The sequence below is a fragment of the Candidatus Avoscillospira sp. LCP25S3_F1 genome, assembly GCF_052117125.1.
GTDB lineage: Bacteria > Bacillota > Clostridia > Oscillospirales > Oscillospiraceae > Avoscillospira_A.
In genome coordinates, this window is the sequence record NZ_JBQKJT010000003.1 from 1 (window position 1) to 20,038 (window position 20,038).

Consider the following 20,038-nt stretch of genomic DNA (forward strand, 5'->3'; position numbering starts at 1 on the left):
CTGGCGGCTTGAAGTTGTGCGCTCTCGCGAAGAAATGCGCCGGGAAGCCTATGGTTTCCTGCCTGATGGGTGATTCGACAGCGCTTGCCTCAGCAATTGTGCGGTGCTGCCTTAAATCTCCTTTAATTTTGTCATGAGACGAAAAATGGACGACTGAATGTTTAACCCATTGGAATCATCTCCTAAATTGCCATAGATAGACTATAGCATATGTCATAAAGTTACCCCGATTTCTATTTTTCTGGGATATTCTAAATTATAACTTATGAATATATATTTGTCAATAAACTATATATTTACAAAAAGATATTTTTTATTTATACTGATTATCAGAAAATAACAACACCATAGAGGACAACATTATGGCTCAAAAAAAGGAATCTTCCAAAAAGAGCGGTACCGTTGCCAGCATCAATGACTCTTTGAAAAAGGCCACCACAGAGATGCTAGTTCTGTTTGTACTGCATCAAAAATCCATGTATACCTACGAGATGATGAGTACGATAGAACAACTTAGCGAGGGAAGACTGTCGTTTAATACGCTTTATCAGGCCATCTATCGTCTGCGCGATCACGGATATATTGAAGAATCAGAAAAAATCCTGTCACAGGACAACCGGGTTCGGATTTATTTCGCCATTACACCGGCAGGAGAAGCGTATCTCCAGGATCTGCGGCAAGAGTACCAGAACTTCATCGATACGATTGCTCTGATTTTTTCCAAGGATGGCAGTTTACAGGGGGATGAGACAACATGAAAGAAGTATGGAATATGTATGCCAGAGAACTTCGCAGTTGTTTGCAATGCTCCCGCGCACAAAAGAACGCATTTTTACGAGAAACTAAGCGGCTGGCCGTGGATTATTTGGCCGGTGTTCCTGAGCCGAGCATTGAGGATCTGATTGAATTTTTAGGAACACCAGAGGAACTGGCCCGTTCCTATCAGGATACCCTCGGAGAGCAAAGTGCAAGGATATACCGGAAACAAATCAACCAAAAGCTGTGGCTACTTTGCACCATCAGTCTGGTTGTACTGGTTGGCGCCATCGTCTCGACTGCTTATTGTATGTACCTTTCCGACCGCTGGCATGACGTTACAATCACGCAAGAGGAAACTGTCATTATTTATGAAGAGAGCGAAACAACGTAAACCCGATCTGTAAAGCATATTGCTTCGCATGGCTGGCAATGTAATATGTTGGACCCTGGCTTCTATTGTCGCTCAAAAGGATTAAAAAGGAGAAAGACCGATGAAAAAAATTCTTTCCATGGTAACCGTTTTGGCGCTCTTATGCGTCATGCTTACAACCTCTGCACTGGCACGCCAAGAAGTCCGTACCAGTATTACGGATTTGGGCAATGGCATCACGGTAGAGCGCGTTATTACCGTGAATGAACTGGACACGCGCAGTTCCACCAAAAAGGCATCCGCCAAAAATACATTTAAAAATAACGGTGAAGTAATTGCTACTGTGACCTTGACCACCACCTTTGGTTATGATGGCACGAGAGCATGGGTTGTCAGTTCCTCCGGGTCCCACTCAGTTGAATCGGGCTGGACTTATAAGAATGAAAACATAACAAACTCCGGCGGTACATCGCGGTTGACGGCTGAACTTAAAAGCACCACAGGGCTGAGTCGCGTACCGGTAAATATCGACCTTGTTTGCACAAAGAATGGTGAGATTTCTTAAACCAGATTGTGTCGATAGAGGATGATGGTTTCAATTACTCAGGTTAGCCATGCATAGTAATGTGTTGATATTCTTTCTGCGGAGACATGCTTAGTAAATATTTTGTGGCACGGCTAGAGTTGCTACTAGTCGTGCCACAAAATATCTGGGAACAGAGCACATAGAAAATACACATGATCAATTGTCTCTTTTGTTCCACTAGTGGTTAAACTGCCACCCAATCCAGTACCACCACCTGTCAAAAAGGCGCAGGCAACCAGATGGTTGCTTGCGCCTCATTTTTTTCTCGACAGGTTATCCGAGGGTTCTCCAGCAAACGCCGGGGAATCTTGGGATAGCCCGTCGAGATATGGACAGGATTCTTACGCCAACGCTTGCCATGTAGACAATTTTGCAAAAAACTTAGAAAAATTTTTGCATTTTGGTAGAAAAAGATATTCTTGTCGTGATCCTCCCGATTTTCGTTGACCATCCACGAATCAACGAAAATCAAAGGAGGACCTACCATGTTTGACCGCAGCAGCGATTACGCTTTGAACAAAAAGGAACCGGAGGCCATCGTATGCAAGAGCGCCACCGGAGTACATATTCGTTTGACCCGCAATGACTTTTCCAGTGAAGCAGAATTTGAGAAGTGGAAACATTGGTCTGACGAGGACTATCACGCCGCCGAAAAAGCCGACCATCGCCACGACAACCGCAAACTCTCCCTGGAGGGCCTGGCTGAATTGTCCTTCGCCGTACTCTCTGCCGAGACCGAGATCATGGATCAGTATGATCGTCAAGATAGAGCCCGTCTGTGCCGTCTGCTGGCCGAGGGATTGGAGGCCTGCTTGACCGTATCCCAGCGCCGCCGCCTATGGCTCTACTGTGTGGAGGGGCTGACGGTAAAAGAAATTGCGGCACAAGAGAAGGTCAAACATCAGAATGTATCCAAGCGTATTTTGGCCGCTAAAAAAATTCTCAGAAAATTTTTAGAAAGGTGGGTGCAGAACTGGGGCTAAACCGGCGATAGGTGAAGGATGGTTTTTCATTCCTTCTATGTTACTGACAACTGAATAGGGCAAGCCAGATACTTGCCGTACTCTGTTGAGCCATACGCTGGGTGCGCCGGGATCTTCCATCGGGAAAGGAGGTGACAACTCCGATGGAAGGGAGCGATCCACACCGCCAGCGCAAAGCGGTCGGGCAAAACCGCAGGCCATGACACAGGTACGGGATCATGCTACTTGCGTCGGCTATGCGTCACAGCGTAGGACGCCCCGCCCACGGGAATGGGGGGAGGTTTATCAGCCTATGGAGCGGCTGCCAACCGCCGCTGGCCTGTCTATGATATATTATATGCACTGTTAGCGTACCGTTATAACCCGAATGAAACGACCGTTTTGCGTCTCACCGTGAGACATGATTGATAGGAGCGAGACATGAAACCTATGGAAGTAAAACAATTTCCCTCTGAAGTTGTCACCATTGACGGCTGTACTGTCATTCTGCGATATGCTGAAAAACCAGTACCCGGAGCATTGGATGCTATGCGGGAAACCTTGATAAATCAAAACTTTTCTGCTGAAAAACACTCTATTTCTTGCAAAAATGACAAAAATATGGTATAATAATAGTGTAAAATGTACCTTGACAAATAAATAGAGAGATAGAGAAAACAAGGATACATACACTGTTTTTCCAAGTGAAAAATGAGGTGTATGGTATGGAAAATACATTACGAGTTTACTGTCTGTATCGCGTATCTACGGTAGGACAGGTTGAAAAAAATGATATCCCCATGCAGAGGGAATTTTGCCGGGCATTTGTAGACAGTCACCCCGGTTGGCAGATTGAAAAAGAACTGTATGAAAAGGGCGTTTCGGGCTTTAAGAAGTCAGCCAAGGAGCGAGACGCCATACAGGAAATCCTGCGTGACGCTGTGCAGGGAAAATTTGATATTCTGCTGGTCTATATGTTTGACCGCCTGGGTCGCAAGGATGATGAAACGCCGTTTATCGTTGAATGGTTTGTACGAAACGGCATTGAAGTCTGGAGTGCAACAGAGGGAGAACAGCGGTTTGATAACCATGTAGACAAGCTGCTGAATTACATACGCTACTGGCAAGCCTCCGGCGAAAGTATCAAAACCTCTGTACGCACCAAGACCCGGCTGGAGCAGCTTACCGAGAGCGGCTTTTACACGGGCGGTTCCATTGCATATGGCTATCGTTTGGACAAACGGGGCCGTACCAATAAGCGGAATAAGGAAGTTTATGATTTGGCGATAGACGAGGACGCCGCAAAAATCATCCAACTGATTTTCCATAAATATGTCTATGAGGGGTTCGGCGCTCAGCGTCTTTCCAAGTATCTGACGGAAATGAATATCCGAAAACCAAACGGAAAGAACTTTCCGAACACATCCATAAACCGAATCATCAAAAATCCCATTTATACAGGGGTCATTCGGAATGGTGAAGTACAATCGGAGATCATTCCAGAATTACAGATCATAGACCAAGATACATTTGACCGGGCGCAGAAAATCATGTCTGACAGAACGACACACCATGCGGAAACGCCCTTGAACTTGAAAGGACAGTCTCTTTTGGTGGGTAATATTTTCTGCGGACATTGCCGGAATCGACTTACCTTAACCACTGGCGGCAGAAAACGGGTCCGAAAGGATGGCAGTATTTATCACGATGTTCGTGCCAGGTATCAGTGCCACTACAATGTGCGCCATCCGGGAGAATGTGATGGACAATCGGGCTATGGGGTAAAAAAGCTGGATGGAATCGTGGACCGGATCGTGCGCTATCAGCTTTCCAAAATCAGCACGGCATCCGGGGAAGATATTGTAGCCAAGCAGAATCAAAAGGCCATCGATCTTGCCAAAGCAAAGCATCATATGGCAACCATGCAGTTAGCAGACAAGAAAAAAGAACTGGTTGATTACCAGAACGAAGGTATTAAGGTAATCCGTGGGCAAAGCAAATTTGACATGGATTTTCTTAATGAACTTGTGAACAAAGTCAAAACCGAAATCCAAGAGTTAGAAGCCACTGTGAAAGCAGCAAGGGAGGAACTGGACGCACATATTGCCAATGCCGATGTAGAGCGGAAGGAATATGAAAAGATAAAGACCTGGGCTGATCTCTATGATGGCTGTACCTTTGCTGCAAAGAAGATGATTATTTCTCAATTCATCAAATCTGTCTATGTCTATCGAGATTACACACTGGAAATCGAGTTTAATGTTTCCTTTGAGGAGTTCCAAACCATGGCAACAGAATGCCGGGATCAAGGCGCAAATGAGCAACCTTTGGTCTATATTACGGCATAAAAAAACAGGCTTGCATAAGCAAGCCTGTCTGTGGTGGACCCAAAGGGACTTGAACCCTCGACCTCTCGGATGCGAACCGAACGCTCTCCCAACTGAGCTATGGGCCCATATATCTGTCACGGCTGACTACCAAGTGAGTCACCGGACCAAACATATGACGGTATGAAGTTTTTCCAAAAGGGATGCGAACCGCATGGGGACCGCATGAGTTACCGGCCCCCATGCGGGGGCATATAACTGGCCCGTGCGCGCTCCCAGCTGAGCTATAGGCCCAAATCAACAGTTCCAAAAGCGGAACAGAAGAATAAAGCAATATGAAATTATAGATGTGGCAGAAAACCGAACCCTTTGCGCTCCCAACTGCACTACAGGCCCATAGACCGTGGCCGGGCCTGCCGCAGCGATTCCTAGTCGGCGGCGAAGCCTTGGCCCCGATGCAGGAGACATGTGGTAAGCGGCATGTTTCCTGCCGCATTATTATAGCGTATCTACAGCAAAATTGCAACACTGGATTGTGGATTTTTATCACCTTATTGACATTGGGGGCAGGGATCGTAGCCGTTACTCTGGGCCAGCTTGCGGCTGTAGGCCCAGAAGCTGTCCCGTTTGAACTGGCTGCAATCATAGGCGTGGTACAGACCGCTCCCGTCGTTGTTGACAAATACAACGTAACTGTCCATGAAATTGGCCTTCTCACTGGCTGCGGCATAGGACGACTGGAGACTGCTCAACTGCTCCTGCAGCGACTGGGCGGTTTCCTCCAGCGTGGCCTTTTCCTCCATCAGCTTGTCCAACTGCTGCTTTTGAGAGGTCAGATCATACTGGGACTGAGATACGTTGCTCTGGGATTCATTGAGCTGCCGTTCCAGCTTGCTGATTTCCTCTTCCAGAATGGCAATGGAACTGTTGGCCGTCTCCAGCTGGGCATTGAGGATTTCTTTGCTCTGTTCCAGGGCGGCAAATTCATTTTCCCGCTGTTCCAGCAGCTGCTGTCGTTCCTGAAGACGGTTTCGCTCCACCATCAGCCGGCCATGGGTCAGGGCAATATATCCAACAGCGCCGGCCAGCAGCAGGGACACCAGCACCAGGGCTACAGTGACGTCTTTTTTGGAGGAACGCCGTTCCGTGCCGCGGGCGCTGCTGCTCTTCCGGGCATCCGACGGACGGGACTGGGCGGCGGTAGCCGGACGGCGAACCGGTTCCCGCTGTTCCGGAGCCTGACTACAGGCGGCACAAAACAGTTCGCCTTCAGGAATCTCCCGGCCGCACTTAATACAATTCATCGGAAACACCTCCGTAGAAACGGGTCGAATTTATTTGAAATTATATCGCATCTGACAGCGATTGTAAACGCTGTACTGTTAGATTTCCGCAAAAAACGGAAATTATTCCCGATATTGTGAATGTTCCAAGAAGAAACCGTGAACTTTTTTAGAATTTGGGAACCTGGGAACCGCCATCTCGTCCAAGGAGACAGGAAGCGCGACGAGGCGTTTCCATATATCCGGCCCCCTGACCCCGGGCCAACGATTCAAAAGGAGATCATAACAATGAAAAACAAACGTTTCTTGATGCTGGCCGCCGTGTCCGTCCTGTCTGTTGCCCTGCTGGCAGGCTGCTCCGACAAGAAGGACGAGGATGCCACCGAAACCACCACGCCTTCTACCAGCGAGACCGGCGAGACCAACACTGACGCCACCACGGAGATGGCTCCGGAGAATCAGGAGATCGACGAGACCACGGCTGGTGATGAGACTGCTATGCCCACTGAAGACACCGACGCCGGTGATGCAACCACCAACGGCGACGAGACGACCGCCACCGACGGCGACAATGCTGCCGCCGACGAGGAGAGAGACTCCAATGACGCCGCTGAGGAGCAGCAGCCCGAGACCACTGAGGCTGGCAACGCCGGCTGATTCCGTATCCATAAGCAAAAAAGAGTCCCTCCGTGGAGGGGCTCTTTTTTTAGTATATGGCTTTTCATTTGGCGGCACCGGCTTTTGCGTTGGCCTTGGCGTCACACTTGGAGACGTAAATGGCACAGGTGGCGTCGCCGGTGATATTCAGGGTGGTACGGCCCATGTCGAAAATCTTATCGACACCGGCAATCAGCGCGATACCGGCTACAGGGACGTTGACGCTCTCCAGCACCATGGCCAGCATAATCATACCGGCGCCGGAGACACCGGCGGTACCGATGGAGGCCAGGGTAGCCGTCAACACGATGGTGGCCATCTGCGCGATGGTCAGGTCGATGCCGTAGCAGGAGGCGATAAACACGGAGGTGACGCCCATATAGATGGCGGTGCCGTCCATATTGATGGTGGCGCCCAGGGGCAGCACAAAGGAGGAGACATCGGGGTTGGCGCCCAGCTTGTTGCAGCACTCCAGATTCAGGGGCAGCGTGGCGTTGGAGGATGTGGTGGTAAAGGCACAGATCATGGCAGGGGCGATACCCTTGAAGAACTTGCCCAGGCGCATGCCGCTGAGGAAGCGGACGGAAGCGCCGTAGACCACCACCACATGGACGATGTAGGCGGCATAGGCTACACCGATGACAATGGCCAGGGACTGGATGATGGAGGGACCGTTGACGGCCACTACGTCGCACATGAGGCAGAACACGCCGATGGGCGTCAGGCCGATAACCATCATCATTACTTTCATGATGACTTCATAGAGATCGTTGACCAGACCGGCAACCCGCTGGCCCTTTTCACCGGATAACAGAATGGCCGTGCCGATGAACAAGGCGATGACGATGACCTGCAGCATATTGGCATTGGTGAAGGCTGACCAGATGTTATCGGGGAAGATGGCCACAATGGTGTCCATGACGTTGGAGGATGCCGCTTCATACTCCACACCGGCCGTCTCCAGCAGGGGGAACGTGGACTTGAAGACGTTGGCAAAGAACAGGCCGATCACCACGGCCACGGCGGTGGTACACATATAATAGAGGAATGTGCGGCCGCCGATTTTGCCCACGCGCTTGATATCCTGCAAGGCCACTACGCCGTCGGTGATGGACAGGAAGACCACCGGCACCACCAGCAGCTTCAGCAGATTGATGTAAATGGTACCGAAGGGTTTGATGTACGCCGTCGTAAAGTCGCCGTGACCCACGAAGGCAACGCCTGCCACGATACCGAGCGCCATACCAATGAAGATTTTGGCGCTGAGGTTCAGTTTCTTTTTCTTCATAAAACATACCCTCCTCTTTTCTTTTGCAGCAGCAGCCGATGCCGCTTGCACAGTAAAATCATACCATAGCCTTTTGCCGCATTCCATCGACTTAACGGTATCTAAACGGATATGCGGCCTCTGTTAACGAAGTCTAAACAGGTTGGCGGCGCAGTGTACAAAAGAAGACGGGCAGCCTATGGAATTTTCTGCGTAGGTATACAAGGAAAGAATCAGTGGAAAAATTTTATGTTTTGCGGTATGATGAGGAAAAAATGCAATGGAGGAGCGGCCATGATCGAAATTTTGTGGCAAAGCGACGACGCGGTGGTGTGCGTCAAACCGGCGGGGATGACCTCCCAGGAGGGGGGACTGGTGGATGTGCTGCGGCAGCAGCTGGGGGGGGAAATTTATCCGGTCCATCGGCTGGACAAACCGGCCGCCGGCGTCATGCTCTTTGCGCGGACGGCGGAGAGTGCGGCCTTTTACGGGAAAGCCATCCAGGAAAACCGGGTCCATAAGGCGTATCTTGCCCTGCTGACCGGCGTGCCGGAGACAGCGGAGGGACGGCTGGAGGATTTGCTGTATCATGATCCCCGCCGCAACAAGACGTATGTGGTAGATCGAAAGCGCCGGGGTGTCCGGGAAGCGGCCCTGGAATATCGGGTGGTGGCGGAGCGGGAGGGCCGGGCCTTGGTGCGGGTCCGGCTGCTGACGGGCCGGACCCATCAGATCCGGGCCCAGTTTGCCGCCCGGGGCTTGCCCCTGGCAGGCGACGGCCCTTACGGCGGCGGCAAGGGTCCGCTGGGTTTATGGTCTGTCAGTTTGACGTTCCCACGGCCCGACGGCACGGAAAAAACCGTCGAGCGGATGCCCGACGGTCTGCCCTTTGCGGAGTTTCTGCCTTAGAGTACTATTTTTCCGGGTTGAATTTCAGCAGCATATAGGGCTCGATGTTCAGCACCGTGGCAATGTTGAACAGCAGCTCCAAGGAGATGCCCCGGTTCATGTTGGGCGCCTCCACGGCCCCCATGTGCTGCCGGCTGATGCCCACCCGTTCGGCCAGCTGGTCCTGGGAAAGACCCCGCCGTTTACGGTAGTAGGCAATGGCAAAGCCCAGTTCCGTAAACCGTTCCCGGTTGTCAAAATGGTTGTCGGCCATGGCCGCCGCCTCGCTTTCTCCAAATTGTGGATACCTCTATTGTAGTCGGTTTCAGGCGCGATGGAAAGCAGGTGTGAAACGATTTTTTCTGTGTTACACACGATAAATTCTCTGCTGAAAGCGTAAAAGGAAAAAGCGTTGGGAAATTGACGGACATACCTTGACAAAGGAAAATTTTTCGGATATAATAGTACAGCTTGTGAAACACAGGCATCCTTGCCGGCGCGGCGCGTCGGCCATTAGACCATAAGGAGGTGCAATAACATGGCAAAGATTACTGGCAAGTATGAGGTTCTCTATATCATCGACCCCGCTGTGGGCGAAGAGGGCATTCAGGCTCTTGTGGAGAAGTTCAAGGGCATTGTCGAGGACCATGGCACGCTGAGCAGCATCGACGAGTGGGGCAAGCGGAAGCTGGCCTACCCCATCAACGACCTGAACGAGGGTTACTACGTCCTGATGACCTGCGAGGCCAAGCCCGAGTTCCCCGCTGAGCTGGACCGTGTGTTCAAGATCACGGAAGGCGTTATGCGTTCCCTGATCACCGCTCTGGAGGCCTGATCGGCTTCCCCCGATAGGAGGGCTCATTATGTTGAATCACATTGTTCTCATGGGCCGTCTGACCCGTGACCCCGAACTGCGCCGCACCGGCTCCGGTGTGGCAGTAGCCTCCTTCACCCTGGCTGTGGACCGCGATTTTGGCGGCCGCGACGGCGGTGAGAAGGAAACGGATTTCATCGACATTGTCGCTTGGAGAGGTACGGCGGAGTTTGTCTCCAAGTATTTTGCCAAGGGCCGTATGGCGGTGGTATCCGGTCGGCTACAGATCCGTGGCTGGACCGACAAGGAGGGCAACAAGCGCCGCAGTGCGGAGGTTGTTGCCGATAACGTCTACTTTGGCGATTCCAAGCGGGACAATGACAATGGGTTTGCCCAGAGCTACGGCGGCGGTCAGAACTACGGCGGCAGCCAGACGTTTGCAGGCGGCCAGCAGGGATACGGCGCCCCCCAGTATGGCGGTGCTCCCGGTTATGGCGCGCAGCCCAATTACGGCGGCGGCTATGGCGATCCCGGCTTCGGCGGTCAACAGTCCTTTGGCGGCGAACCCAGCTATGGCGGTCAGCCCGGCTACGGCGCACCGACGGCGCAGCCGACTCCGGCTCCGGCGGCGGCTCCCGGCGATTTCGCCATCATGGAGGACGATGACAGCGAACTGCCCTTCTGATTCCTTTTCTACAAGACTTTGAAGTAAGGAGGTTTCCTCATGGCTAACGATAGAATGCGTCCCCGTAAGCGCAGAAAGGTCTGCAGCTTCTGTGTGGACAAGGTCACGCAGATCGATTACAAGGATACGGCCAAGCTGCGCCGCTTCCTGTCCGAGCGCGGCAAGATTCTGCCCCGCCGTACCACCGGCACCTGCGCTGCTCACCAGCGTCAGCTGACCACTGCCATCAAGCGCGCACGGCACATCGCCCTGCTGCCCTACGTGGCTGAATAAGGTATCGAGGACGAACCGCGAAACGGTTCGTCCTTTTTTCTCCCCGGCATACGGGGAAAATTTTTGTAAAACGACATAATTTCCGTTGATGATACCGGATAGCTGTGGTATACTGTAGGCGGAAAAATCCGTATTGCATTTATTTATCACATCCAAAAGGAGATTTAAAATTATGAGACTGACCAATGTCAAAGACGTGCAGAAGTTCACCCAGGTTGTCAACGAGTGCGAGCACGATGTATACCTGAAGTCCCAGGAGGGCGACGTGTTCAACCTGAAGTCCTCCATGTCCCAGTATATCGCCATCGGCCGCCTGATCGAGGAGTCCGGCGATACGCTGGAGCTGTTCGCCGACAGCAAGGAAGATGAGGCCCGTCTGATCCGCTTCCTGTGCGAGCTGGACGAGAGCCACAACGAGGATGGCAAAAAGGCCTGATTCTATTGAATCAATATGAGAAATCCCTGTCCGGAAAAACCGGACAGGGATTTTTTTCACCGCGCTGGCGGGTTATTCTACTTTCGGCAGCTGGGCCAGGCTGGCGGCCAGTTCCTCATCGGTGGGGATGCGATCGGTCATTTCGCCGTCATTGAACCGCTGATAGGCCACCATATCAAAGTAGCCGGTACCTGTGAGACCGAAGACAATGGTCTTTTCCTCGCCGGTTTCGCGGCACTTAATGGCCTCGTCCATGGCGACGCGGATGGCGTGGCTGGACTCGGGAGCGGGCAAAATACCCTCCACCTTGGCAAAATAGGTGGCGGCTTCAAAAACCTTGGTCTGTTCCACGGAGACAGCTTCCAGGAAGCCGTCATGGTACAGCTGGCTTACGGTGGAGCTCATGCCGTGGTAGCGAAGACCGCCGGCATGGCTGGCCGAGGGAATGAAGTTGCTGCCCAGAGTGTACATTTTGGCCAGGGGCGTCACCATGCCGGTGTCGCAGAAGTCATAGGCGTACTTGCCGCGGGTCAGACTGGGGCAGGAGGCAGGCTCCACAGCGATGATACGGTACTGCTTCTCACCCCGGAGCATCTCACCGACAAAGGGAGAGATCAGGCCGCCCAGGTTGGAACCGCCGCCAGCGCAGCCGATGATGAGATCGGGGGTAATGTTGTACTTCTCCAGCGCTGCCTTGGTCTCCAGACCGATAATGCTCTGGTGGAGCAGCACCTGATTGAGAACGGAGCCCAGGACATAGCGGTAACCCTCCTGATTGGCGGCGGCTTCCACGGCCTCGGAAATGGCGCAGCCCAGGGAGCCGCTGGTGCCGGGGTGCTCGGCCAGAATCTTGCGGCCTACCTCAGTGGTGTTGGAGGGAGAGGGGGTCACCTGGGCACCGTAGGTCCGCATGACCTCCCGGCGGAAGGGCTTCTGCTCATAGGAGCACTTGACCATGTACACCTGGCAGTCCAGACCCAGGTAGGCGCAGGCCATGCTCAGAGCTGTGCCCCACTGACCGGCGCCGGTTTCGGTGGTCACGCCCTTGAGGCCCTGCTTCTTGGCGTAATAGGCTTGGGCAATGGCGGAGTTCAGTTTGTGGCTGCCGGAGGTGTTGTTGCCCTCGAATTTATAATAGATTTTGGCCGGCGTCTGGAGCTTTTCTTCCAGGCAGTAGGCCCGGACCAGGGGAGACGGACGGTACATCTTATAGAAATCCTGAATCTCCTGGGGAATGTCGATGTAGGGGGTGACGTCGTCCAGCTCCTGCTGCACCAGCTCCTTGCAGAACACGGGTTCCAGGTCGGCGGCCGTCATGGGCTGATGGGTGCCCGGATGCAACAGGGGGGCGGGCTTATTCTTCATGTCGGCCCGCACGTTATACCAGGCTTTGGGCATCTCGTGCTCTTCCAGATAGATCTTATAGGGGATGGCGTGGATATCGGACATGGTAGTTGGCTCCTTTCTGTGGGGGAAAGAAGGTATAAAAAAACGCTCCTGTCCCCAATGAAAAACGTTCATTGCTGGGACAAGAGACGAACCTCTTGCGGTGCCACCCGGCTTGGCGCAGTACGCCCACTCTGTGCGTACTAACATACGCTGCTGTTGGTAACGGAGTGTCTCTCCGGCTTGCCTACTGCCAAAGGGGGTTCGGCTTGCCCTCAAAAGCCCATTCCCAGCAGTTGCCCTCACCGCCTCACACCACCCGGCGGCTCTCTGAAGAGTTAAAACTACGGTACTTACGCTTTCTCAACGGTTTATCTGGTTGTAATTTATCACAGCAATGCAGCGATGTCAATAGCAAATTTATTTTTTTCCAAAATAGGACAAATTCACCCATGTTCTTGCAATTTTCCGCTGGTTCGTCTATAGTGAGAAAAAAGGACCGGCGGATATTTCCCAGGAAGCGATAAAATGCCGCCGGGTGCAGATACTATGGTCGTTGCCGCGGCAAAGCGGCGCAAGGAGGGGTCATATATGTCCGGAACCTATCCGCAGGAACTGGCGGAGGTATTAAATCTGATGCACCAGCCGGTGCTGCTGGCGGTGGGCGGGGAAATCGTCTTCCGCAACGACGCGGCCATGACCGTCAGCCGGCCCGAAGCCGTGTCCCTGTCGGACTATTTGCCGCCCCTGGCGTTGGAACAGTACCGGACCGCCGGACCAGGTACGCTGGAACTGACAGTGGAACTGCTGGACGGCGCCCACAGTGCTGTGGTCCGCAAGAGCGGGGCATACGACACCATCGCCGTACGGCCCAGGGCCCAGTCCGATGCCCTGCGGTTCGACGCTATGACGTCGGTGGCACGGGCCGTGCGCCGAGACCTGACGGCACTCTTTGATTCTGCCGCCGGTCTGTTTCCCCTGTTGGAGGAGCTGGAGGACCCGGATATCCAGGACAAGACCGCTCGCTTTAATCAGGGGCTGTACCGGCTGCTGCGGTTGTCGGGCAACTTGTCCGATGCCGGGGCGTATCTCAGCGGGCAGGGGCGGGGCTGTTTTGTCCGGCAGGATGTGGCGGAACTGCTGCAATCGCTCCACCGGTCGGCGTCGCCGCTGGTGCGGTCGGCGGGACTGACGCTGGAATTGCAGCTGCCGGACGGCCCGGTTATGGCGGCGGTGGACGGGAAGAAGCTCCAGCGAGCGGTCCACAACCTCCTGTCCAACGCCATGCGGTTTACGCCTGCCGGAGGGACCATCACCCTGTCCCTGGTGGACTACGGCCACGCGGCCCATATTACGGTTCGAGACAACGGCGAGGGCATGAGCCCGGCCCAGTTGTCCCGCATGTTCGACCACTATGAGGACCGGGAGCCGGGTTTTGGCGACGACCGCTGGGGCGTGGGCTTGGGTCTTCCCCTGGTGCGGATGATTGCCAATCTCCACGGCGGCACGGTGGTGGTCAATTCCGAGCAGGGCCAGGGGACCACGGTCACCATGTCCATCTCCCGGCGGTTGCAGCCCAGCGACGGCGACCAGGTCCGCAGTCCCATACAGCAGATGGAGGACCACGGCGGCTACGATGTCCATGTGCTGGAACTGTCCGACGCCCTGCCCCGCAGCATCTTCGACAGCCGGGGTATGTAAGTGTCCCATAAAAAAACGTGCGTGCTGTTGCGACACAGCACGCACGTTTTTTACGTGAAATGAAATTCAGAGGCCGGAGGCGTCCATGAGCTGAATGGACACCGCATAATATTTGCCGTTTCGGTAGACGGTCAATTCCACCGTCTGACCGGCTTTATATTGATTTTTCACCATTTCCAGGTCTTCGCCCGTGGAAACGGCAATGCCCTCGATGGCGGTGATGGTATCGCCTTGGCGCAATCCCTGGGCATAGGCGTCGCTGCTGGGGTCCACGGTGTCCACATATACACCCTCGGGGATGCCGTAGTAGACGCGGACAGCGGCGGGCAGGTCGCGGGTGTTGATGCCGATGGCGGGACGGCCGGAGATATAGCCCTGCTCGATCAGTTCATCAATGATGGGCTTGGCCGTGGCGATGGGAATGGCAAATCCCAGACCCTCCACGGAGGCGGAAGTGTAGTAAGAACTCATTTTCATGGTGTTGATGCCGATGACCTGTCCATAGGCGTTGATCAGGGGGCCGCCGGAGTTGCCGTTGTTCAGGGCGGCATTGGTTTGCAGCAGCGTCATGGTGCGGCCGTTGACGGTCAGATCCCGGTTGATGGCGGAGATGATGCCGTCGGTCATGGTACCCCGCAGCTCCGTGCCCAGGGGATCACCGATGGCCACCACCATGTCGCCCACCTCCATACTATTGGAGTCGCCGAACTCCGCCGGGGTCAGGCCCGTGGTGTCGATTTTCAAAACGGCCAAATCGGAGGTGGCGTCGCTGCCCACCAGACTGGCGGCGTAAGTCTGGTCCATGGAAGTCAGAACCTCAATGGCAACGGCGCCGTCAATGACGTGGTCGTTGGTGATGATGTAACCATCCTCGGACATGATGATGCCGGTGCCGCTGGCGGAGCCGCTGCGCTGGGTGGAAATGATGGAGACAACGCTGGGAATGCACTTGCGGTAGATGGCTTGCAGGCTCAGCCCCTGGCCGCCGTCGGAGGCGGTCTCCGGCAGGGGACCCGGTGTTTCTGTCACCATCAGTTGTGCGCCGCTGCCGGTGGGGTTTCCGCTGGGCTGCAAAACTGCCACATCGTCTCCGGCTGTTTCTGCGGATTGACTTTCCGCGTCGCTGCCGCTGGCAGGACTCTGAATGGACAGAGTCACACCACTGCTGGTTTGGCGCAAATTGACGGAAAAGCGGCTGAGGACAGCTACCACGCCGCCGATGACCACCACCAGCAGCAACAGCAGCCACCACCCGCCCCGGTTGCGGCGGCAGCGGCGGGGAGGACGGCCGCTGCCGTGACCATAATAGTCTTCATAGGGATACGGGTCTTCGGGTGTGGGGTCCGATTGGTTTCCATAAGGGTACAACATGGACATGAGCGGCCCTCCTTTCACAGTAAAAAGTTGTGAGTATAGTATATCCATCCCGGCGGGGAAAGTGTTTAAGATTCTGTTAATTTGCCCGCTGAATTACTTTCGAATGGGCAATGTAAAGGAAAATTCCGTTCGCCCGTCCTTGCTGGTGGCGTAGATGTCCTCACCGTGGCCCTCAATGATGGTCTTGACGATATAGAGCCCCAGACCGTAGCCGTCCCGGTCCACGGAGCGGCTCTTGTCCATCTTGTGGAACCGGTCAAAGACCAGGGGCAGCTCCTCCGGCGGGATGGTGGGGCCGGTGTTGCCCACGGTGACCCGGGCCCGCTGGCCCTCGGCGGCGACGCGAACCCACAGCTGCCCCTCCTGGGGACAGAATTTCACGGCGTTGTCGGTGAGGTTATAGATGACCTGGGTGATGGCGTCGCTGTCGGCCCAGACCATCAGACCTTCATCGGGCAGGTCCGCCTCCACTTCGATGTGCTTGTCGTTGATCTTCTGCTCGAAGGAGATGAGCACCTGACCCACGGATTCCACGATGTCAAAGCGGCGCTTGCGCTGCTCGGGAATGCCCTGGGACTGAAGCCGGGAGATATCCAGCATGGACCGCACCAGCCGCGACAGCCGCCGCACTTCGTCGGAAACGGTCTGCATGTACTGGCGGTGGCGCTCCGGCGGAATGGTGCCGTCCAGCATACCATCCATAAAGCCGGCAATGGTGGTCATGGGTGTTTTCAGCTCGTGGCTGACATTGGCCACAAACTCCCGGCGGCGGATCTCCGATTGCTCCAGGGAGGCGGCCATATTGTTGAACTCGGCGGCCAGCTCGTGCATTTCCACGGTGCCGCCCTCGTCCACCTTGGCCCGGGCCCGCAGGTCGCCGTGGCCGAAGCGATGGGCCGTCTCGGCCAAATCCTTCAGCTGCTGGGCCTCATATCTGGCCAGAATCGAGGAGGCGGCCAGAGCCACCAACAGCACCACACCGGCGGTGATGAGGAAAATCTGGAACATGGGGCCCATGAGCTGAGCCGCTTCTTCGGCGGGGGTGGATACCACCACAAAGCCGATGCTCTCGCCGGTGGCGCGGGACACCACCGGCGTGGCTACATAGTATCGGGTGCTGTCATACAAATCCTTCAGGTCGCCCTTGGCGTAGGTCTCGCCGCCCAGCAGGACGGCTGCCGTCAGACCGGGGTCCAGTTGGGTGCCCAGATGGGGACAGGCGATATCTTCGCAGGAACAGAGAATGACCCGGCCGTTTTCATCGCAGATGACGGCGTCATTCTCTGCTACATGGGAGGCAAAGCTGAGACTGATGCGGAAATCCCAGTTGTCCTCCAGCTGGCCGGTGGTATCGTAGGCCGAGGCCAGCTCCGCCACGGCCTGTGCGTTGTTGCTCAGGGATTCCCGGGCGGCGCTGATTAAGTAGTTGCTCAAAAGCGCCCGGAAGCCTGCCCCCAGAAAGAGGACGCACAGCAGTACCAGACCGGCAATCAGGCCAAAGAGCCGGGCAAAGGTTGTCTTCACGGCGTGTTGACCTCAAATTTATAGCCCACGCCCCAGACGGTCTTGAGGCTCCACTGATCGGATACGCCTTCCAGCTTCTCCCGCAGCCGCTTGATGTGGACGTCCACAGTGCGGCTGTCGCCGAAGTAGTCGAAGCCCCACACCTCGTCCAGCAACTGGTTGCGGGTGTACACCCGGTTGGGGCTGGCGGCCAGATGGTACAGCAGCTCCATCTCCTTGGGCGGCGTGTCCACCTTTTTGCCGTCCACCACCAGCTCAAAGGAATCCAGATCGATGATCAGCTTGTCATAGACCAGCCGCTTGCGGGGGGACTCCTCCGGCAGGGCGCCCCGGCGCAGCACCGCTTCGATGCGGGCCAGGACCTCTTTCATTTCAAAGGGCTTGGTAATATAGTCGTCGGCGCCCATTTTCAGACCCGAGACTTTGTCCACGGTTTCGCCCTTGGCCGTCAGCATGATAATGGGCACCTGGGAGGACTGGCGGATGGTGCGGCAGACACCCCAGCCGTCCAGGCCCGGCAGCATAATATCCAGCAGCACCAGGTCCGGCTCGCCGGTGCGGAACAACTCCACGCCCTTGAGACCGTCGGCAGCCGTCAGAACGCGATACCCCTCTTTTTCCAGATAAAGACGCAGAAGTTCGGCGATGTTGGAGTCATCCTCTACCACCAGTACGGTTTTTGCCATGGAAACCCCCTCCTTGTAAATTCGTTTTTTTCATTATACCCTCCGGTCCGCTCCGGCGGGTGAACAATTTGTAAAAGATGGACCGAAGATAGGCGGAATTCCTGCGATTTTTCCAGAGATTCTGCGAAAAAAATCCTTGTCACTCCCGAAAAACCGTGTTATATTATAAAATTGAGAGATTATTGAAAAAATGAAACAACCGAAGGGAGCGACCGTTTTATATGGCGCAGGAAAACATTCGTAACATAGCAATCATCGCCCACGTCGACCACGGCAAGACGACGCTGGTGGATCAGATGCTCAAGCAGGGCGGTGTCTACCGCGAGAACCAGGCCGTCGTGGACCGGGTCATGGACTCCGGCGATCTGGAGCGGGAGCGCGGCATCACGATCCTGGCCAAGAATACCGCCGTCCACTACAACGGCGTGAAAATCAATATTGTCGACACTCCGGGCCACGCCGATTTCTCCGGCGAGGTGGAGCGCATTCTCAAGATGGTGGATGGCGTTCTACTGCTGGTGGATGCCGCCGAAGGACCCATGCCCCAGACCCGCTTCGTGCTGCAAAAGGCACTGGAGCTGGGCCACAAGGTCATTGTTGTGGTCAACAAGATCGACCGCCCCGACCAGCGCATCGACGAGGTCTGCGATGAGGTTCTGGAACTGCTGCTGGACCTGGACGCCACCCAGGAGCAGTTTGATTCTCCCACCATTTTCTGCTCCGCCCGTCAGGGTATCAGCAGCTATGCCCCCCATGTGCCCGGCACGGATTTGAAGCCCCTGTTCGACACCATCATCGAGTATATCGATCCCCCCAAGGGCGACGAGAACGGCCCCTTGCAGGTGCTGGTCAGCTCCATCGATTATAATGAGTTTGTGGGCCGTATCGCCATTGGCCGCGTGGAGCGGGGCGTCATCCGTCAGAACCAGGAGGTCATGGTCTGCGACTACCACGATCCGGAAATCAAGGAAAAGGCCAAGGTGGTGGCCCTGTACGAGTATACGGGTCTGGGCCGCAGCCCCATCCAGGAGGCTTCCGCCGGTGAGATTGTGGCGTTCTCTGGTATTTCCGATATCACCATCGGCCGCACCATCTGCGCCCCGGATGCGGTGGAGCCGCTGCCCTTTGTCAAGATCAGTGAGCCCACCATTGAGATGACCTTTTCCGTTAACGATTCTCCCTTTGCCGGCCGCGAGGGCAAGTTTGTAACCTCGAGAAATCTGCGCGACCGTCTGGAGAAGGAACTTTTGAAGGATGTGTCCCTGCGGGTCACCGAGCAGAGCGCCGACGCCTTCAACGTGGCGGGCCGCGGCGAGATGCACCTGTCCATCCTCATTGAGACCATGCGCCGTGAGGGCTACGAGTTCCAGGTGTCCACCCCTCGCGTCCTGACCCAGGAGATCGATGGCAAGCTGTGCGAGCCGGTGGAGCGCCTGGTGGCCGACGTGCCCGAGTTTGCCGTGGGCTCCGTCATCGACAAGATCAATCAGCGCAAGGGCGAGCTCATGGCCATGAACCCCGTGGGCGACCGCATGCGCCTGGAGTTCCTGGTTCCCTCCCGCGGTCTCTTCGGCTACCGCAGCGAATTTTTGACCGATACCCATGGTGAGGGCATCATGGCCTCCCGTCTGGAGACGTTCGCGCCCCTGAAGGGCGAGATCGACCGCCGTAAGACCGGCTCTCTAGTGTCCTTTGAGACCGGAGAAGCCGTCACCTACGGCCTGTACAACGCCCAGGAGCGCGGGCAGCTGTTCATCGGCGCCGGAACCCCGGTCTATGCCGGTATGGTGGTGGGCATCTGCTCCCGCAACGAGGATATGTCCGTCAACGTCTGCAAGAAAAAGCAGCTGACCAATACCCGCGCCGCCGGTTCCGACGACGCCCTGCGGCTGACGCCGCCCAGAGTCATGAGCCTGGAACAGTGTCTGGAGTATCTGGCCGACGACGAGTTGTTGGAGGTCACGCCTCAGAACTTGCGCATCCGCAAGCGCATTCTAGACCACTCCGAGCGTATGAAAGCCCTCAAGGGCAAGGGATAACTCCCGCCTATACGAAAA

At 55.2% G+C, this 20,038-nt stretch carries 21 protein-coding genes and 1 tRNA gene; 14 read left to right on the forward strand and 8 right to left on the reverse strand.

Going from position 1 to position 20,038, the window contains the following annotated elements; all coding sequences use genetic code 11:
• Positions 1-362 precede the first annotated feature (362 nt).
• From ACTQ33_RS02965 to ACTQ33_RS02990, 6 genes are all read left to right on the forward strand, one after another.
• Positions 363-758: a PadR family transcriptional regulator gene (locus tag ACTQ33_RS02965; protein WP_441462040.1), complete on the forward strand. Its 396-nt coding sequence runs from the start codon at positions 363-365 to the stop codon at positions 756-758.
• Positions 755-1,150: a hypothetical protein gene (locus ACTQ33_RS02970; protein WP_441462041.1), complete on the forward strand. Its 396-nt coding sequence runs from the start codon at positions 755-757 to the stop codon at positions 1,148-1,150. The genes ACTQ33_RS02965 and ACTQ33_RS02970 overlap by 4 nt, the downstream gene beginning before the upstream one ends.
• A gap of 100 nt (positions 1,151-1,250) precedes the next feature.
• Positions 1,251-1,694: a hypothetical protein gene (locus ACTQ33_RS02975; RefSeq protein ID WP_441462043.1), complete on the forward strand. Its 444-nt coding sequence runs from the start codon at positions 1,251-1,253 to the stop codon at positions 1,692-1,694.
• Positions 1,695-2,200: 506 nt separating this feature from the next.
• Entirely contained in the window at positions 2,201-2,698 is a 498-nt protein-coding gene (locus ACTQ33_RS02980) for an RNA polymerase sigma factor (protein WP_441462045.1), read from the forward strand.
• 420 nt (positions 2,699-3,118) lie between these two features.
• Positions 3,119-3,307, forward strand: coding sequence for a hypothetical protein (locus tag ACTQ33_RS02985; protein WP_441462047.1), 189 nt, complete (start codon positions 3,119-3,121; stop codon positions 3,305-3,307).
• A gap of 95 nt (positions 3,308-3,402) precedes the next feature.
• Positions 3,403-5,025 carry a recombinase family protein gene (locus tag ACTQ33_RS02990; RefSeq protein WP_441462049.1) on the forward strand — a complete coding sequence of 541 codons (1,623 nt, stop codon included), beginning with the start codon at positions 3,403-3,405 and terminating at the stop codon, positions 5,023-5,025.
• Positions 5,026-5,056: 31 nt separating this feature from the next.
• Here the strand turns inward: ACTQ33_RS02990 and ACTQ33_RS02995 are convergent.
• Together ACTQ33_RS02995 and ACTQ33_RS03000 are read right to left on the reverse strand one after the other, a co-directional pair.
• Positions 5,057-5,132, reverse strand: a tRNA-Ala gene (locus tag ACTQ33_RS02995).
• A gap of 423 nt (positions 5,133-5,555) precedes the next feature.
• Positions 5,556-6,308, reverse strand: a complete 753-nt coding sequence (locus ACTQ33_RS03000) for a hypothetical protein (RefSeq protein WP_441462051.1) — start codon at positions 6,306-6,308, stop codon at positions 5,556-5,558.
• A 267-nt stretch (positions 6,309-6,575) separates the two neighbouring features.
• Between ACTQ33_RS03000 and ACTQ33_RS03005 the strand changes: the two genes are divergently transcribed.
• A complete protein-coding gene (locus ACTQ33_RS03005; RefSeq protein ID WP_441462053.1) occupies positions 6,576-6,944 on the forward strand; it encodes a hypothetical protein in 369 nt (122 codons plus the stop codon).
• Positions 6,945-7,008: 64 nt separating this feature from the next.
• Here the strand turns inward: ACTQ33_RS03005 and ACTQ33_RS03010 are convergent, their stop codons facing one another.
• Positions 7,009-8,232: a dicarboxylate/amino acid:cation symporter gene (locus tag ACTQ33_RS03010; protein ID WP_441462055.1), complete on the reverse strand. Its 1,224-nt coding sequence runs from the start codon at positions 8,230-8,232 to the stop codon at positions 7,009-7,011.
• Positions 8,233-8,505: 273 nt separating this feature from the next.
• Here ACTQ33_RS03010 and ACTQ33_RS03015 point away from each other — a divergent pair, with 273 nt between their 5' ends.
• On the forward strand, positions 8,506-9,120 hold the full coding sequence (locus tag ACTQ33_RS03015) for an RluA family pseudouridine synthase (protein WP_441462057.1): 615 nt from the start codon (positions 8,506-8,508) through the stop codon (positions 9,118-9,120).
• A gap of 4 nt (positions 9,121-9,124) precedes the next feature.
• Here the strand turns inward: ACTQ33_RS03015 and ACTQ33_RS03020 are convergent, their stop codons facing one another.
• Positions 9,125-9,373, reverse strand: coding sequence for a helix-turn-helix transcriptional regulator (locus ACTQ33_RS03020; protein ID WP_441462059.1), 249 nt, complete (start codon positions 9,371-9,373; stop codon positions 9,125-9,127).
• A 264-nt stretch (positions 9,374-9,637) separates the two neighbouring features.
• Here ACTQ33_RS03020 and rpsF point away from each other — a divergent pair, with 264 nt between their 5' ends.
• The 4 genes from rpsF (at position 9,638) to ACTQ33_RS03040 (ending at position 11,307) form a co-directional block, all read left to right on the forward strand.
• Complete coding sequence (rpsF, locus tag ACTQ33_RS03025) at positions 9,638-9,934, forward strand: 30S ribosomal protein S6 (RefSeq protein WP_441462061.1); 297 nt, start codon at positions 9,638-9,640, stop codon at positions 9,932-9,934.
• A 28-nt stretch (positions 9,935-9,962) separates the two neighbouring features.
• A complete protein-coding gene (locus tag ACTQ33_RS03030; protein ID WP_441462063.1) occupies positions 9,963-10,598 on the forward strand; it encodes a single-stranded DNA-binding protein in 636 nt (211 codons plus the stop codon).
• 39 nt (positions 10,599-10,637) lie between these two features.
• Positions 10,638-10,871 carry a 30S ribosomal protein S18 gene (rpsR, locus tag ACTQ33_RS03035; RefSeq protein ID WP_441462064.1) on the forward strand — a complete coding sequence of 78 codons (234 nt, stop codon included), beginning with the start codon at positions 10,638-10,640 and terminating at the stop codon, positions 10,869-10,871.
• Positions 10,872-11,043: 172 nt separating this feature from the next.
• On the forward strand, positions 11,044-11,307 hold the full coding sequence (locus tag ACTQ33_RS03040) for a hypothetical protein (RefSeq protein WP_441462066.1): 264 nt from the start codon (positions 11,044-11,046) through the stop codon (positions 11,305-11,307).
• 72 nt (positions 11,308-11,379) lie between these two features.
• Here the strand turns inward: ACTQ33_RS03040 and ACTQ33_RS03045 are convergent, their stop codons facing one another.
• Positions 11,380-12,756 (reverse strand): TrpB-like pyridoxal phosphate-dependent enzyme, encoded by a 1,377-nt coding sequence (locus tag ACTQ33_RS03045; protein WP_441462068.1) that lies wholly within the window; start codon positions 12,754-12,756, stop codon positions 11,380-11,382.
• A 528-nt stretch (positions 12,757-13,284) separates the two neighbouring features.
• Between ACTQ33_RS03045 and ACTQ33_RS03050 the strand changes: the two genes are divergently transcribed.
• Entirely contained in the window at positions 13,285-14,394 is a 1,110-nt protein-coding gene (locus tag ACTQ33_RS03050) for a sensor histidine kinase (protein ID WP_441462070.1), read from the forward strand.
• Between the two features lie 66 nt (positions 14,395-14,460).
• Here ACTQ33_RS03050 and ACTQ33_RS03055 read toward each other — a convergent pair whose 3' ends face one another.
• The 3 genes from ACTQ33_RS03055 to ACTQ33_RS03065 form a co-directional block, all read right to left on the reverse strand.
• Positions 14,461-15,771, reverse strand: a complete 1,311-nt coding sequence (locus ACTQ33_RS03055; protein WP_441462072.1) for a S1C family serine protease — start codon at positions 15,769-15,771, stop codon at positions 14,461-14,463.
• A gap of 93 nt (positions 15,772-15,864) precedes the next feature.
• Positions 15,865-17,295 (reverse strand): sensor histidine kinase, encoded by a 1,431-nt coding sequence (locus ACTQ33_RS03060; protein WP_441462074.1) that lies wholly within the window; start codon positions 17,293-17,295, stop codon positions 15,865-15,867.
• Positions 17,292-17,981, reverse strand: coding sequence for a response regulator transcription factor (locus tag ACTQ33_RS03065; protein ID WP_441462076.1), 690 nt, complete (start codon positions 17,979-17,981; stop codon positions 17,292-17,294). The genes ACTQ33_RS03060 and ACTQ33_RS03065 overlap by 4 nt, the downstream gene beginning before the upstream one ends.
• A gap of 221 nt (positions 17,982-18,202) precedes the next feature.
• Here ACTQ33_RS03065 and typA point away from each other — a divergent pair, with 221 nt between their 5' ends.
• Entirely contained in the window at positions 18,203-20,020 is a 1,818-nt protein-coding gene (gene typA / locus ACTQ33_RS03070) for a translational GTPase TypA (RefSeq protein WP_441462078.1), read from the forward strand.
• Positions 20,021-20,038: the final 18 nt, after the last annotated feature.

Excerpts from the sequence above, each read along its gene's own strand:
- ACTQ33_RS02965 (WP_441462040.1), top strand. The coding sequence starts at position 363 with ATGGCTCAAAAAAAGGAATCTTCCAAAAAGAGCGGTACCGTTGCCAGC.
- ACTQ33_RS02970 (WP_441462041.1), top strand. The coding sequence starts at position 755 with ATGAAAGAAGTATGGAATATGTATGCCAGAGAACTTCGCAGTTGTTTG.
- ACTQ33_RS02975 (WP_441462043.1), top strand. The coding sequence starts at position 1,251 with ATGAAAAAAATTCTTTCCATGGTAACCGTTTTGGCGCTCTTATGCGTC.
- ACTQ33_RS02980 (WP_441462045.1), top strand. The coding sequence starts at position 2,201 with ATGTTTGACCGCAGCAGCGATTACGCTTTGAACAAAAAGGAACCGGAG.
- ACTQ33_RS02985 (WP_441462047.1), top strand. The coding sequence starts at position 3,119 with ATGAAACCTATGGAAGTAAAACAATTTCCCTCTGAAGTTGTCACCATT.
- ACTQ33_RS02990 (WP_441462049.1), top strand. The coding sequence starts at position 3,403 with ATGGAAAATACATTACGAGTTTACTGTCTGTATCGCGTATCTACGGTA.
- ACTQ33_RS03000 (WP_441462051.1), bottom strand. The coding sequence starts at position 6,308 with ATGAATTGTATTAAGTGCGGCCGGGAGATTCCTGAAGGCGAACTGTTT.
- ACTQ33_RS03005 (WP_441462053.1), top strand. The coding sequence starts at position 6,576 with ATGAAAAACAAACGTTTCTTGATGCTGGCCGCCGTGTCCGTCCTGTCT.
- ACTQ33_RS03010 (WP_441462055.1), bottom strand. The coding sequence starts at position 8,232 with ATGAAGAAAAAGAAACTGAACCTCAGCGCCAAAATCTTCATTGGTATG.
- ACTQ33_RS03015 (WP_441462057.1), top strand. The coding sequence starts at position 8,506 with ATGATCGAAATTTTGTGGCAAAGCGACGACGCGGTGGTGTGCGTCAAA.
- ACTQ33_RS03020 (WP_441462059.1), bottom strand. The coding sequence starts at position 9,373 with ATGGCCGACAACCATTTTGACAACCGGGAACGGTTTACGGAACTGGGC.
- rpsF (WP_441462061.1), top strand. The coding sequence starts at position 9,638 with ATGGCAAAGATTACTGGCAAGTATGAGGTTCTCTATATCATCGACCCC.
- ACTQ33_RS03030 (WP_441462063.1), top strand. The coding sequence starts at position 9,963 with ATGTTGAATCACATTGTTCTCATGGGCCGTCTGACCCGTGACCCCGAA.
- rpsR (WP_441462064.1), top strand. The coding sequence starts at position 10,638 with ATGGCTAACGATAGAATGCGTCCCCGTAAGCGCAGAAAGGTCTGCAGC.
- ACTQ33_RS03040 (WP_441462066.1), top strand. The coding sequence starts at position 11,044 with ATGAGACTGACCAATGTCAAAGACGTGCAGAAGTTCACCCAGGTTGTC.
- ACTQ33_RS03045 (WP_441462068.1), bottom strand. The coding sequence starts at position 12,756 with ATGTCCGATATCCACGCCATCCCCTATAAGATCTATCTGGAAGAGCAC.
- ACTQ33_RS03050 (WP_441462070.1), top strand. The coding sequence starts at position 13,285 with ATGTCCGGAACCTATCCGCAGGAACTGGCGGAGGTATTAAATCTGATG.
- ACTQ33_RS03055 (WP_441462072.1), bottom strand. The coding sequence starts at position 15,771 with ATGTCCATGTTGTACCCTTATGGAAACCAATCGGACCCCACACCCGAA.
- ACTQ33_RS03065 (WP_441462076.1), bottom strand. The coding sequence starts at position 17,981 with ATGGCAAAAACCGTACTGGTGGTAGAGGATGACTCCAACATCGCCGAA.
- typA (WP_441462078.1), top strand. The coding sequence starts at position 18,203 with ATGGCGCAGGAAAACATTCGTAACATAGCAATCATCGCCCACGTCGAC.